The organism is Pseudomonas sp. IPO3778 (assembly GCF_013386825.1).
Classification (GTDB): Bacteria; Pseudomonadota; Gammaproteobacteria; order Pseudomonadales; family Pseudomonadaceae; genus Aquipseudomonas.
This window is the reverse complement of record NZ_JACARC010000078.1, coordinates 22,188-36,625: the sequence shown is the minus strand read 5'-3', so window position 1 is coordinate 36,625 and position 14,438 is coordinate 22,188. Positions and strand designations below refer to the sequence as shown.

The window sequence follows — 14,438 nt, the reverse complement described above, 5'->3', positions numbered from 1 at the left end:
AACATTCAGGTTGAAGGCCGCCAGGACGACTCTCCTGACGGCGGGGAAGGCGCAACCCCTCAGGCGGTTTCGAGGGGCTTTTTATGGGTGACGACCCGGCCGCCTTCCATGCGCACCAGTTGATCGGCCACATCGAAGTAGCGGTCGTCGTGGGAGATCACAATGATGGTTTTGCCCAGTTGCTTCAGCTCGGGCAGCAGCTCGGTGTAGAAGATTCGGCGGAAGGCCGGGTCCTGGTCGGCGGCCCATTCATCGAAGACCAGCACCGGACGCTCCTCCAGCCACGCATTGATCAGTGCCAGGCGTTTGCGCTGGCCGGTGGACAGGTCCGTGGTGCTGAAGGCTCCGTCCTGAATGCTCACCTTGTGGGCGATTTCCAGGCGCTCCAGATAACGGTCGGTGTCCGCCGAAACCTGGTGTTCGCCCTGCACCAGGTCATCAAACAGGTAGTAGTCGGCGAAGATCGTGGTGAACAGCTGACGGTAATCGTCGCGGGCCGCGGCATCGACGACCTGGCCGTTGAGCAGGACTTCACCGCGCTGCGGTGCATAGAGCCCCAGCAGTAGTTTGATCAGGGTGGTTTTGCCGCCGCCGTTTTCCCCGACGATGAATACGATGTCGCCCTGGGCGATGTTCAGGTTGACCGGGCCAAGTTCGAACGCGGCGCTGCCCTGGACCGGCGGGAAGGCGTAGTGCACGTTGTGCAGTTGCAGTTGCTGCACCACGGGTTTATCCACCGGTGCAGCCTCGCGCAGCAACAGGTGCGGCTCGGGCGAGGAAAACTGTTCGGCCAGTTCGGCGATGCGCTTGAACGCAATGTTGGCGCGGCTGACCACCGGCAGGGTGGTGACCAGGTATTCAAGCGGGCCTTTCATGTACAGCAACACCAGCACAAAACCACTGAGCACGGCTTTATCGGTGCCCAGCCACAGCGATTGCAGGGCCAGCGCCAGACCGATCACCACGAAGAACAGCATCGAGCCGAAGGTCTTGGCCACGACAAAGGTGTTGATCGAACGAATGTGGGTATTGCAGATGTAGTCGGCGGTGCCTTCGATGCGCTGGCTGAACATGCGTTGGCGGCGTGGGCGATGGATCCGCAGTTCCTTGGCGCCGGCGGCAATCGCACTGTAGTGCTTTTGCAGTTCGTCCTCGGCCTCGCGCGCCTGTTCGAAACCCCTGATGCCTTTGGCACGGGCGATGTATTGCACGACGGTACCGATAACGATGGCCACCAGCAGCAGCGCAAACATCGGCAGCGACAGGTACGCCAGATAGCCCAGGCAGCCCAGGGTCACGGTGAAGGCGATGGCCAGTGGCGCGAAGGAAAAGGCGAAGTCGCTGACGGTGTCGACGTCGTGGGTCAGCACCGGGATCAGCCGGTGGCTGCGAAAACGTTCGATCTGCTCGATGGGCGCCAGCAGGACTTTCTCGCCGAGGGATTTGCGCAGGCCGGCAATGATGTGCTGGCCGACATGGTTGGTGCCGATGTCGGACAGGATCGACGTCAGCAGGGCGAATGCGCACAGGCCGGCAAAGGTGATCAGCACTTCGGTGGACGGGCTGCCGGTGCCATTCAAGGCTGTGTTGATGGTCGCCAGCAGGGCGGTGACGCTGACGCCACCGAGCATGCCCAGCAAGATCGACAGCACCACGACGACCCGGTAGGGCTTGAGCAGGCCGAGGACTTCACTGATGGCTCCGCGGGATTTTGTGGTCATGGAGGGTTCCACTTCTAGTGCCGCTGACGGCAACGTTTCAAGGATTAGGCTGGTTAAAAGACGAAACCCGCGGGCGGCGATTTAGCCGCCCGCGGGTTTATCGAGAGCTCAGGCGACGAGTGAGCGGCCGGCGCCGCTGCAATGGGTGTGGTTACAAGTCCCGTGCCACGCGAAAGCCGATCCAGTCGCCGCGGGTGTCGGCGTAGGTGGCGTTGCGATTGCCTGAGCGCGAGAACACCGGTGCCTCGCCCCAGTCGTTGCCACGGATGCGCCGCAGCTTGCAATTTCCAGTCGTCACCCAGGCACTGCCGTCACTGGGCGCGCCGACGTAGTCTTCGCTGTAGCAGTCGGCTGTCCACTCATAGACGTTGCCGTGCATGTCGTAGACGCCGAAAGCGTTGGCCGGGAAGCTGCCGGCCGGCGAGGTGAAGTTATAGCCATCGGCGGCGCCGTAGGTGTTGGCGTGTTTGGCGATGCTGTACGCCTTGCCGTCATCGAACGCAAAGGGGAAGGGCCCAGTGCTGCCGGCGCGTGCCGCATATTCGCGCAGGGACTCGCTGACCAGCCGGTACGCCTTGCCGGTTTTTTTCGACAGCCATGCGACATACGCCTCGGCTTCGGCAAAGTCCATGCACACCGCCGGATGCCGGTCGGTGTACTGTTTTTTCGGGTCGCTGCCCGAATAGTCGGGAATCCCGGCCTTGCACGCGCGCCCGGGACGATTGTCGCCGTCAGGCATCACATAACCGGTGTCGGCGAGGTACGCGTCCCACTGGCTCTTGAGCACCTGAAAGCGGCTGATGGCCAGTGGTTTGGCGAACGTTACCGGGTGCAGAGGGCCTTCGTCCGGCTCGCGGCCGACCTCGTCCTCCGGCGTGCCCATGGTGAACGTGCCGGAGGGCAGCACGACCATTTCCGGGCAGTCCCTGCAGTCCTTGAAAACTTTGCCCGGCGTGGGTGTGGGCGGCTCGGTTGCCTGTGCCAATCCTGGCAGCAGGCTGGCGAGCAGGGCGGCCAGCGTCAGCGCAGGCAGCGACATCAAGGAAAAACTACGCAGCTCACTGTTCATCACTTCTCTCGATAACAGGTTGAAAGGAATTCACGGGGGCCGAGGCTCAGAGCTGGGTCACCAGCAGTGCCATGAAACGGTCGATCTGCGCCTCGTCGTTGAGCAGGCCCGGCGCCGTGCGCACCACCGGCCCGACATCGCGGTCGACGGCATCGGCGATCACCCGGTTGTGCATCAGGTAGGCCGCGATCTTGTCGCAGTCCTTGCCCTTGACCCGGAAGAAGGTGAAGCCGGCAGACAGCTCCGGGCTCAAAGGGGTGACGAGTTCGATTTGCGGGTGTTCCAGCAGGCGTTGCTTCAGGTAGCTGTTGAGCCCGTGAATGCGCGCCTCAACCTCGGCCTTGCCCAGTTGCAGGTGCAACTTGAAGGCTTCGTCCAGTGCCCAGCGATGTTCGAACGAGTGATAGCCACCGGGCGTCATGGTGGTGGAAAACGCCGTGGCTTCGGAGAAGGTCGGAATGATCGGCGTGACGTACCGGACCTCTTCGAAACGGCTACAGACAATGCCCGTGCCACGTGGGCCGAACAGCCATTTGTGGGTGCCGGCGATGAAGAAGTCGCAGTTCATCTGCGGGAAGCTCAGGTTGTCCACGCCAAAGCCGTGCACGCCATCCACCACGTAGATGATCCGGTCGGCATCGCTGCGGCCCTGGTTGTGCTTGTCGACCAGGGCGCCGATGTCGGCGATCGGCAGCTTCATGCCACTGCCCGAATGCACCCAGCACATGCCGAGTACCCGGGTCTGCGGGCGGATGGCGGTATCGATGGCGGCGAGCATTTCGGCTTTGGTCGCGCTCTGCGGGTCCTTGAACAGCCGGATCTTGCGCACCAGCGTGCCATCCCGTTCCTTGCGCAGGGCGAGGAGGGTGTGCACGGCGTAGTGTTCGTGGGCTGTGGTGAGGATTTCCTGGTCCGGGCGCACATGTACCCCGCCGTAAATCGTCGCCAGCCCTTCGGTGGTGCTGCCGGTCAGGGCGATCTGTTTGGCATTGGCCTGCAGATAGCGACCGGCCCAGGCCCTGACGTTTTCTTCGCGTTCTTCGATCACGCCCAGGTCCCAGTCCATTGCCAGGCCGGGGTTCTTGTCGAGGGCGGCGCGGTGACGCTCGATGGCGTCGCGCACAGGTTTGGGATGGGAGGTGATCAGGAAGTTGGAGAAGTGCAGGTAGTTTGGGTCCTGGTCGAACAGCTGACGCAAGGGTGCCCATTTGTCCCCGGTTAAAGGCGGCGGCGCAGCATCTCCGGCAAGGGCAGGCAGGCTGGCGCCCAATGGCAATGCCGCCGCCAGCACACCGGCCTGCTTCAGGAACTCACGACGATTGCTCATGGCTTGGGGGTTTCCTGGGCAGTGGCCAGCGCCGGTTTTGCGGCTTTCTCGACCTGGTCCCAGACCCGCAGGAAATTGCCGCCCCAGAGTTTGGCGATGTCAGCCTCGGAGTAGCCGCGCGACAGCAGTTCGGCGGTCACGTTGCGCACCTCGCCGACGTTCTCGAAGCCTTTGACGCCACCCCCTTCGTTGAAGTCGGAACTGATGCCCACGTGGTCGATACCGATCTTGCGCACCGCGTATTCGATAGCGTCGCCCAAGTCCTTGAGGCTGGCCTTCGGCTCGTCTTCGAGGATCGCGTAGAGACGGCTGGCGTATTGGCCGAACTTCTGTTCCGACCACGCCGCTATGATCGGGTCGCCCGGCATCAGCGCCATCGCGAGGTTCGGCAGCGGCGGCAGGTCGAACGTCTTGCGCAGTTCGTTGAGGCGGTCCTGGGTGGTCTGGGTGAGCGGGCGCAGGTATTGCGAGAAGGCTACGATCTGTACCACGCCCCCACTGTTCTTGATCAGCTGCATTTCCTTGTCGCTGAGGTTGCGCGGGATGTCTACCATCGCCCTTGGCGCCGAATGCGAGGCCACCAGGGGCGTGCGGCTCAGCTGTGCGACTTGTTCCAGTGCCTTGGTCGACATCTGCGACACGTCGATGATCACGCCCAGGTCGTTCAGGCGCTTGACAGCTTGCTTGCCCAAATCCGAAAGTCCGTCGAGCGGGTCCGGCGAATCATTCAGGAACGGCAGCGGGCGCGACGAATCGGCCCAGTCGTTGTTGCCGATGTAGCTGAAAGCGAACATACGCATGCCGCGTGCCGTCCACATGTCCAGCAGGTTCAGGTCATGGCCCAGCGGATAGGCGTTGAGCATGCTGATGAAAATCGCGAACTTGCCTTCGCCATGCAGGCGGCGCATGTCGTCGGGGGTGTAGGCGATCGCTACTTGATTGGGGAAGTCGCGCACCATGCCGGAGATGATCCTGTAGCGGATTTCCTGCTGGTTGCGGGCTTCATCAATGAAGCCGGCGGTGGGCTTGTGCGGCGCGTCGGGGCCGTTCCACATTTCGGGCCAGCCGAAAATGGTCAGCGCCGCGCCCGACAGCCGTCCACGGCTGGCCTTGGCCAGATCGAACTGGCCCGTACCCTCCTTGTCGGCTTCGTGGCCGTCGGTGCCAAAGTTCTGCAACAGGCTGACATGGCTGTCGAAGGAGAGCATGCGTTCGTGTAATTCATCCGCCTGTTTCATGACTTTGACCGGATAGCCGAGGTCGTCCTTGAACCAGTATTGCCATACGGCAAAGCCTGCACCGGCACTGATTGCCAGGGCTAAAGGCAGGCCGATGAATAGAGCCTTTTTCGAACGTGGTTTTGTCATTGCCATCTCAGTCGGGTTCGCCATCGAGGTGCAGGCGCAAAGCCTTTGCTATCTGGAGGGGACGAGTGATTGGCCAGGGAATTTAGGCGGCTGCCAAAAGATTGCGGTGGGCGGCGGCTTGCTCTTTTGCACCGCGCCATAAATTTGTGCCGGGAGCAAACGTTCTAGCTTGGATAAAGCCTGCTTCACGGCTGACACAGGTAGGGCAATGAAGATTTCTCGACGATGGTTCATGGCGGGTCTGGCAGTGACCGGCGCTGCGGTGCCTGCGGCTTATTTCGGGCACCGTGAATGGACGAAGCCGGATCCGACGATCACCCCTGGCGAAGCGTCATTCGACGTCGCGGACCTGGCTGGGCAACGCCTGGCCAGTGCCTTGCGCGGGGTCTGGGATATTCGCTTCGAAGGCCATGACGCGGGCCTTGAAGGATTGCCGGCGCAGGGCTTGCAAGTGTTCCTCGACATCGGCCAGAAGGGGCGTGGGGTCTGCGGCTTCCTCGATACGGCGGAGCGTTTGCGTTCCGGCGAAACACCCCGTTATCGAATTCTGGGTGATCTGGCCGGTGCTGACGCGGCGAAGCTGAGTTGGCGGCTGGTGGGTGCCGACGGGCTCGTCAGCTATGAACTGGAGATGATTCTGGACGAGGTCTGGGCCAACTTCGGCAATGCGGGCAAAGGCACCCTCAGTGGCAAGGCGTGGCGCCTGGACCGATCGCTGGCGTTGCCCGTACAGGACAACGGCTTTGTCGCGGTCAAACGGCTGTTCCCCGAAGCCCGCGAGCGCACCCCGCTCAATCCGACGCTGCTGGCCTGGCTGATCGCTCCCGAACATCGCCTGTTTCACCAGTTGTGGCACGCGACGCGAGACAAGTGGCACACCCTGGCCAAGGACAAGCGTGATGCCCTGCGCGGCATCGGTTGGCAGCCCGGCCCCCGGGACAACGAGCGCGATGCCCGTGGGCCGCGCAAGGACCGCAACGGCTCGGGCGTGGACTTTTTCTTCATGCACCGGCACATGCTCGGCACGGCGCGTTCGATGCAGGACCTGCCGTCCTGGGAATACTTCCCGTTACCGCAGCCGGAGCTTATTCGCGATCGCGTCGGGTTCGCCCGTTACTTCGATAACCATGACGGCACGGCGCTGCCGCCGCCCTGGCTCGCGGACGGTGATGACGAGTACAGCCGTTGGGTCAGTGACCTGAAAACGGCCGAGACCTATGAAAGTAATTTCCAGGTCTGGGAGTCGCAATACCGCGATCCGGCCTACCTGGCCAACCTGACGCTGGGCCAGTTCGGCTCGGAGGTCGAGTTGGGTTTGCACGACTGGCTGCACATGCGCTGGGCCTCGGTACCGCGAGACCCGTCCAACGGTCAGCCGGTGCCCTTTGCCCGTGACCCGGCGGATTTCGCCCCGCGCTGGTATGGCCTGGAAAACGACTTCCTTGGCGATCCGTTTTCGTCCCACGTCAACCCGGTGTTCTGGCACTTCCATGGCTGGATCGACGACCGTATCGAAGACTGGTTCCGTGCCCACGAGCGTTTCCATCCGGGTGAGGTCAGCCGTCTGGTGGTCAACGGTGTACCGTGGTTTGCGTCAGGGCGCTGGGTTGAAGTCGATGACCCGTGGCTCGGACCGGACACCCACGGTTGCAGCACCACGCCGGGATTGCAGAGGGGCAAGACCGTGGAGATGGACCCGGAAACCATGAAGCTGGCGTTAGGCATCACCTTCCTCAACGACGAGAAAAAGCTCGCCAGCCTGTTCCGTCGCGTGCCGCAGCGGCCGTGGTATGCGCGTAATCTGAAGGCCAAGACCAGCCCGGCTTGACGCCCGGGTTGTGGTGCAATCGCGAACCTGCCCGCGATTGCACGCTGCAGACGTCAATCCACTACTGCGCCTGCCACCCGCCGCCGATAGCCTTGTACAGGGCAATACTCGCCTGCATCCGCGACAGTCGCAGTTGTACATTTTGGTCCTGCGCCGCATACAGCGTGCGCTGGGTTTCAAGCACGGTGAGCAAATCCTCGGCCCCGGCCTGGTAGCGAGCCTGGGCGATGGTGAAGGCGGTCTGCGCCTGGTTCAGTTCTTCGCTTTGCCACTGACGCTGGTCATCAAGACCGCGAATGCTGTTCAGGGCTTTTTCCACGTCCGCGAAACCGTTGATGATTGCGCCACGATAGGTGTGCAGCAGTTCTTCCTGGCGGGCCGTTGCCTTGTCACGCTCGGCGCCCAGGCGACCATTGTTGAATATCGGTGCGACCAGGCCGGCGGTGAGGTTGTAGAACGGGCTGCGCAGCAAGTCGTCAGCCTGGTTGGCGCCGGAGCCGAGGCTGGCGCTCAGGGTGATTTTGGGCAGCATGGCGGCACGGGCCACGGTGACATTCGCCTGGGCCGCCGCCAGTTGGGCTTCGGCCCGGGCGATGTCCGGGCGGCGAGCCAGCAACTCACTGGGCAGGCCTGCATCTATCTGCGGCCATTGCAATTGATCGAAGGATTCGTGGCTGGACGGCAGCGCCTGCACCGGGCGACCGAGCAGCGCTGCGAGGCTGATCTGTGCTTCCCGGGCCTGTTGCCGGACGGTTGGCAATTGCCGTTGCTGGGCGGCGACCAGGCCGTTTTGCTGGGCCAGTTCGAGGGCGGTGGCGGACCCGGCGTTATAGCGGGTCTGCACCAGTTGCAGGACATTTTGCGCGTTGGCCAGGTTCAGTTCGGCGATGCGACTCTGTTCCTGCAGGGACAGCCACTGCGCATAACTGTTGGCGACGCCGCTGAGCAAGGTCAGCTCGACCGTGGCACGGTCGAACTCGCTGGCTTGCAGGCTGAACCCGGCACTGTCGCGCGAGGCGCGTTTGCCGCCCCAGAAATCGATCTCGTAACTGGCGCTCAGGCCCACATCGAAGTAATCGACGGCCTTGTTGCTGCTGTCGGCGTCCAGTTGACGATAGCCATTGCCATGCATCAGTTGCTGGCGGTTGGCATTGCCTGTGCCCTGGAGCTCCGGCAGTTGCGAGCCACCGGCGATCACCGTATCGGCGCGGGCCTGACGCACACGGGCGATGGCGGCGGCCAGGTCATGGCTGCCGACCTGGGCCTGCTCGATCAATTGATTGAGTTGGGGGCTGGCGAATCGTGTCCACCAGCGCACGTCATCGCGTTCGGTGCTGGCGCTGTGGGGTGACTGCCAGGCGGCCGGCGGGGCAATGCCGCTGTCCAGGCGTTGAACGGGACTGCCGCAGGCGCTGAGGATCAGGCATACGGTCAACAGGCTGAGGCGCGGTTTCATAGGTCGATCATTCACTGGTTAGGGCCGTGACCGGGTCGAGCCGGGCAGCTTTGCGGGCGGGCATGAAGCCGAAGACAACACCGGTCACAAGGGCGCAGCCAAAGGCCCCGAGTACAGCCAGCAAGGAAAACGCCACGGCGACTTGGCTGAGCACCAGCACGCCGCCGACGATCAGTGCCAGGGCGATGCCGGCGATGCCGCCGACCACCGAGAGCATCACCGCCTCGGTGAGGAACTGGCGCAGGATGTCGCGTTGGCGGGCGCCGGTGGCCATGCGGATACCGATCTCGCGGGTGCGCTCGCGCACGGTCATGAGCATGATGTTCATCACGCCGATGCCGCCTACCAGCAGTGAGATCGCGGCAATCGAGCCGAGCATCAGCGACAAGGTGTTCTGGGTGTGAGCCTCGGCCTGGATCATCGCAGCGTTGTTGGTCAGTTCGAAGTCCTTCTTGCCGTTGTGCAGGCGCAGCATCAATTGCTCGATGGCGTGTTCGGTTTCCTTGACCTTGCGTGCGTCGGCGGCGGCGATCGCCACGTATTCCGGATTGCGTGAGCCGAACAGCCGCACGCTGGCAGCGGAGTAGGGCACCGCAATGCGATTGTCGCTGTCCGAGTCGCCGGAGCTGGCGCCTTTTTCCGCGAGCACGCCCACCACCTGGAAGGGCACGTTCTCGATCAGGATGTATTGGCCGATCGGGTTGGCGACATCCTTGAGCAGCTTGGTGCGCACTTTGTGGCCGATCACCGCGACGGCGGCTGCGCCCCGCTCATCGGCTTCGGTGAAGTAGCTGCCTTGCACCACTGGCCAGTTGAAGATCGCCGGGAAGTTGGTGTCGTTGCCGCCGACATAGCTCAGGTGATCGGCATTGCCGAAGCGTACGCCGGCGTTGGAACCATTGACTGGCATGATCCGTTGCACCTGCGGCAGGGTGGCCAGGGCGTGGACATCGTCGAGGGTGACGATCCCGGGCGGCGTACGCGGGTTGGGCGCCGAGCCGCTGAGGTAAATGATATTCGAACCGAACGCCCCCATTTGCGCCATCACCTGGCGTTTGCTGCCTTCGCCCACCGCCAGCATCACCACCACCGACGCCACGCCGATGATGATTCCCAGCAGGGTAAGAGCGGTGCGGAAGCGGTTGATCCACATCACCCGCCACGCAGCGTGCAGCGCATCGACCAGCTCGCCTTTCCAGGCGCCGGAGGCTTGCGCCCCTTCGCTCAGGCGTTTGCGCAGGTCCACCGCCTGCAGGGCGCCGGGATTGGCGCGGGTCCGGGCTTCGGGGTTGTCCCGGGCGTTGTCGCTGATGATCAGCCCGTCGCGAATTTCGATGATGCGTTTGGCCCGGGCCGCCACTTCCCGGTCGTGAGTGATGAGGATCACCACATGGCCCTGGCTGGCCAGCTCATCGAGCAACGCCATGACTTCCTTGCCGCTGTGGCTATCGAGTGCGCCGGTAGGCTCGTCGGCGAGAATGATATGCCCGCCATTCATCAAGGCGCGGGCAATCGAAACCCGTTGTTGCTGGCCACCGGAGAGTTGATGCGGGCGGTTGCCGGTGCGTGACGCCAGGCCCAGGCGATCGAGCAGGGCGGCCGCGCGGGCGTGACGTTCGGCCGCCGGCGTGCCGGCATAGATGGCCGGCATCTCGACGTTTTCCTGGGCCGAGCCCGACGGAATCAGGTGGTAACCCTGGAACACGAAACCAAAGGCTTCGCGGCGCAGCCAGGCCAGTTCGTCGCTGTCCAGCTGGGCGACGTTTTCCCCGGCGAACAGGTAATCGCCCTCGGTGGGGCGGTCGAGGCAGCCAAGGATGTTCATCAAAGTGGATTTGCCGGAGCCGGAGGCGCCGACTATCGCCACGAATTCACCGGCATGGATCGACAGGTCGATGCCGCGCAGTACGTCAACCTGGGGCGTGTCACCACCGCCGTAGGATTTGCGGATGCCCTTGAGTTCGATCAGTGGGGTCGACATTCAACCCCCGCTGCCATCGGCCGGGCCGATCAACAGGTGATCACCTTCGTTCAGGCCTTCCAGCACCTGGACCCGAAGGCGGTCGCTGAGGCCCAGGCGGATTTCGCGCTGTTCAATGCTGCCGTTTTTCGCCACCACCCGGGCGATCTGCCTGTCAGCCTTGAGGCTGCTTTGCAGGGCTGCAACGGGCGCTGTCAGGGTGTTTCTGGCTTCGCCTGCGACAAAAAATACCTGGGTGGTCATCTCTGCCATCAACGCGTTGTCGGTGTTGTCGACGTCCAGCAGCACGGTATACAGCACCACCCGGCCCGTGCCGCTTTTGCTGGCGCTGCTGGGGCTGCCGCTGCCCTGGCTGGTTTCGTTCAGGGGCTTGGGCGGGATAGGCAGGATCTGACGCACGGTGCTGGTCCAGCGTCGGGCGCCACCGCTCAAGGTGGTGAAATAAGCGGTCATGCCGGGTTTGACATGGCCGATGTCGGCTTCCGATACCTCGGCCCACACGGTCATTGGCGACAGCTTGGCGATCCGCAGGATCAGCGGGGTTTGCTGCTGGGCGTTGAGGGTCTGGCCTTCCCGGGCATCCACTGCAACCACGGTACCGTTCATCGGCGCATAGATGCGGGTGTAGCCCAGTTCCGCTTCGTCGCTGCGCAAGCTGGCCCTGGCCTGGCCGATCTGCGCCTGGAACATGTTGACCCGGGCCTGGGTGGCGTTCAGTTCGGCTTTGGCGGTTTGTACGTCTTCCTCGCGGGTGGCGTTGCCGGCCACCAGGCGTTGCTGGCGCTGGTACTTCTGTTGTGCCAGCTCGTGTTGGGCCCGTTGCTCCTGCAGTTGGGCCTGCAGGTTTTCAATGGCGTAGCGGCTGGCGTCCAGCTTGGCTTTTTGCGTCGATGGGTCGATCTCCACCAGTAACTGGCCTTCCTTGACCTGATCGCCGGGCTCGACGTAAATCTTCTGGATCTGCCCGGAGGCCTGGGCACCCACGTCCACATAGCGTCGCGGTTGCAGGGTACCCAGCGCCGTAACGCTGCTTTCTATATCGCCGCGGGTCACGACGACGGTCGCCAGAGTGTCCCGGCCCGACGGCAGGACCTGCCAGGCGGCGACAGCGATAACGGGGATCAGGCATGCGACCACAAACAGGGCGCGTCGGGCAGGTCGAGGACGTTTCATGCAGAGTTCCAGCCAGGAAAGATCGGGCCGCAGGCGCGGGAAGCTGACAGGTAGACGAGGAAAATGCGCGGCAATTTAGGCGGTTACACACATGGTTACAGGTCCCGCAGACAAAAATAATCGGTTGTGACGCAAGTCTTGTTTAAAACTAGATGAGAATTACTATAAATTACACACACTTCAAACTGCCACCATCGAGCTGGCCGTGATCTACGTCCCAAGGACCTAATACCGCCGCCACGCGGTCGGGAGTCATGTTGGAAAACTACTATCGCGAGTTGGTGAGTTTCCTGAACGCCAAGCTGGGCAACCGACAGGTGGCCGAAGATGTAGTGCATGACACGTACGTCCGCGTGCTGGCCCGCGCCAGTGATACGCCGATCGAACAGCCCCGCGCGTTTTTGTACCGCACGGCGTTGAACCTGGTGATTGATGGTCACCGGCGCAATGTCCTGCGCCATGCGGAGCCGCTGGAGGTGCTCGACAGCGAAGAACGATTCACGGTTGCCTCACCCCACAGCAGCCTGGATCACGAGCAACGCCTGGCCATGCTCGAGCGGGCCATGGCCGAGCTGCCTGCGGTGTGCCGGGACAGCTTCCTGCTGCGCAAGCTTGAAGGCCTGTCACATGTGCAAATCTCCGAGCGCCTGGGCATTTCACGCAGCGTGGTGGAAAAGCACATCGTCAATGCCATGAAGCATTGCCGGGTACGCATGCGTGAGTGGGATGCGCACTAAGGGCGTCGTCCAAACCGTAGCCGGGTAAATTTTATTTCATTGTCCTCGTCTCCTATCAACACACGACCTGTTGTTCAGTCTTCAGGTCTCTGAGGCTTTCCTGCCCCACTGCCACGGGGCTTATCCAGAGGACACTGGAATGACACAGGCAATTGCATCGCCCGCCGTTCACGACCTGATCGGTATCGGGTTCGGGCCCTCGAACCTGGCGCTGGCCATCGCCCTGCAGGAACGCGAGAAAGCCCAGGGCAAGCTGGACGTGCTGTTTCTCGACAAGCAGGCCGACTACCGCTGGCACGGCAACACCCTGGTGACCCAGAGTGAATTGCAGATTTCGTTCCTCAAGGACCTGGTGACCCTGCGCAACCCCACCAGCCCGTATTCGTTCGTCAATTACCTGAAAGCCCACGGCCGCCTGGTGGATTTCATCAACCTGGGCACCTTTTACCCGTGCCGCATGGAGTACAACGACTACCTGCGCTGGGTCTCCGGGCAGTTCCAGGCGCAGAGCCGGTATGGTGAGGAAGTGCTGGCCATCGAGCCGATCCTGCATCAGCAGCAGGTCGAGGCACTGCGGGTAATTTCCCGGGATGGCCAGGGTGAGCAGCATGTGCGTACCACCCGTTCGGTGGTGGTCAGCGCCGGTGGCACGCCGCGTATTCCGGCCTCGTTCAAGGGGCTCAAGGAGGATGGGCGGGTGTTCCATCACTCCCAGTACCTGGCGCGCATGGCTCAGCAGCCGTGTGTCGACGGCAAGCCGATGCGCATTGCGATCATCGGTGGCGGCCAGAGCGCGGCCGAAGCGTTCATCGACCTTAACGACAGCTTCCCGTCGGTGCAGGTGGACATGATCCTGCGGGGTTCGGCCCTCAAGCCCGCGGACGACAGCCCGTTCGTCAACGAAGTGTTCTCGCCGGAATTCACCGACCTGGTGTTCCAACAGAACGGCAGCGAGCGCGAGCGGCTGGTCAACGAGTACCACAACACCAACTATTCGGTGGTGGACCTGGACCTGATCGAGCGCATCTACGGGATCTTCTACCGCCAGAAAGTCTCCGGCATCGCCCGTCACGCGTTCCGCACCCTGACCACCGTGGAAAAAGCCACGGCCGGGGCGCTGGGTGTGGAATTGGCGCTGCGCAATAACGCCACCGGCGAAACCAGCCTTAACCATTACGACGCCGTGGTGCTGGCCACCGGTTACGAGCGCCAGATGCATCGTCAGTTGCTGGCACCGTTGGCGGACTATATGGGCGACTTTGAAGTCAGCCGCGACTACCGCATCGTCACCGACGAGCGCTGCAAGGCCGGTATCTACATGCAGGGTTTCAGCCAGGCCAGCCATGGCTTGAGTGACACCTTGCTGTCGATCCTGCCGATCCGCGCCGACGAGATTGCCGCGTCGCTGTACGAGCACGACCGCAGCCGCGGCAAGGGGCGTTCGGTGCAGGATCTGTTGCTGGCGACCGCTAGCTGAGGACCGGCCACTTCCCACTGTAGGAGCGAGCTTGCTCGCGAAGGTCGCCCACGATGACGCTCGCATCCTGATTCAACGCGGCGCTCTCGGGTTTTTCGCGAGCAAGCTCGCTCCTACATGGCGACCGCTAGCTGAGGACCGGCCAGTTCCCACTGTAGGAGCGAGCTTGCTCGCGAAGGTCGCCCACGATGACGCTCGCATTCTGATTCAACGCGGCGCTCTCGGGTTTTTCGCGAGCAAGCTCGCTCCTACATGGCGACCGCTAGCTGAGGACCGGTCACTTCCCACTGTAGGAGCGAGCT

9 protein-coding genes and 1 pseudogene are annotated in these 14,438 nt (G+C 62.8%); 3 read left to right on the top strand and 7 right to left on the bottom strand.

What is annotated here, in order from left to right; translation table 11 throughout:
• Positions 1 to 59: 59 nt before the first annotated feature.
• The 4 genes from HX855_RS30365 to pvdM form a co-directional block, all read right to left on the bottom strand.
• Positions 60 to 1,721 carry a cyclic peptide export ABC transporter gene (locus HX855_RS30365; RefSeq protein ID WP_177083047.1) on the bottom strand — a complete coding sequence of 554 codons (1,662 nt, stop codon included), beginning with the start codon at positions 1,719 to 1,721 and terminating at the stop codon, positions 60 to 62.
• Between the two features lie 151 nt (positions 1,722 to 1,872).
• A complete protein-coding gene (locus HX855_RS30360; RefSeq protein WP_177083046.1) occupies positions 1,873 to 2,790 on the bottom strand; it encodes a formylglycine-generating enzyme family protein in 918 nt (305 codons plus the stop codon).
• Between the two features lie 46 nt (positions 2,791 to 2,836).
• Positions 2,837 to 4,117, bottom strand: coding sequence for an aminotransferase class V-fold PLP-dependent enzyme (locus HX855_RS30355; RefSeq protein WP_177083045.1), 1,281 nt, complete (start codon positions 4,115 to 4,117; stop codon positions 2,837 to 2,839).
• Positions 4,114 to 5,484, bottom strand: a complete 1,371-nt coding sequence (gene pvdM, locus HX855_RS30350) for a pyoverdine-tailoring dipeptidase-like protein PvdM (protein ID WP_177083044.1) — start codon at positions 5,482 to 5,484, stop codon at positions 4,114 to 4,116. Before pvdM ends, HX855_RS30355 begins: the two co-directional genes overlap by 4 nt.
• A gap of 208 nt (positions 5,485 to 5,692) precedes the next feature.
• On the opposite strand from pvdM, the gene HX855_RS30345 reads away from it, so the two are divergent.
• Positions 5,693 to 7,312 carry a PvdJ/PvdD/PvdP-like protein gene (locus tag HX855_RS30345; protein ID WP_177083042.1) on the top strand — a complete coding sequence of 540 codons (1,620 nt, stop codon included), beginning with the start codon at positions 5,693 to 5,695 and terminating at the stop codon, positions 7,310 to 7,312.
• A gap of 61 nt (positions 7,313 to 7,373) precedes the next feature.
• Here HX855_RS30345 and HX855_RS30340 read toward each other — a convergent pair whose 3' ends face one another.
• From HX855_RS30340 to HX855_RS30330, 3 genes are read right to left on the bottom strand one after another with little or no spacing between them, the layout of a single operon-like run.
• Positions 7,374 to 8,768 (bottom strand): efflux transporter outer membrane subunit, encoded by a 1,395-nt coding sequence (locus HX855_RS30340; protein ID WP_177083040.1) that lies wholly within the window; start codon positions 8,766 to 8,768, stop codon positions 7,374 to 7,376.
• 7 nt (positions 8,769 to 8,775) lie between these two features.
• A complete protein-coding gene (locus HX855_RS30335) occupies positions 8,776 to 10,749 on the bottom strand; it encodes a MacB family efflux pump subunit (protein ID WP_177083038.1) in 1,974 nt (657 codons plus the stop codon).
• On the bottom strand, positions 10,750 to 11,922 hold the full coding sequence (locus HX855_RS30330) for an efflux RND transporter periplasmic adaptor subunit (RefSeq protein WP_177083036.1): 1,173 nt from the start codon (positions 11,920 to 11,922) through the stop codon (positions 10,750 to 10,752).
• 239 nt (positions 11,923 to 12,161) lie between these two features.
• On the opposite strand from HX855_RS30330, the pseudogene HX855_RS30325 reads away from it, so the two are divergent.
• Both HX855_RS30325 and HX855_RS30320 read left to right on the top strand, forming a co-directional pair.
• A pseudogene (locus HX855_RS30325) lies at positions 12,162 to 12,659 on the top strand (sigma-70 family RNA polymerase sigma factor); the annotation flags it as partial.
• A gap of 139 nt (positions 12,660 to 12,798) precedes the next feature.
• The gene (locus tag HX855_RS30320; protein ID WP_177083032.1) at positions 12,799 to 14,136 is read left to right on the top strand and encodes a lysine N(6)-hydroxylase/L-ornithine N(5)-oxygenase family protein; all 1,338 of its coding nucleotides are present in this window, start codon (positions 12,799 to 12,801) and stop codon (positions 14,134 to 14,136) included.
• Positions 14,137 to 14,438 lie beyond the last annotated feature (302 nt).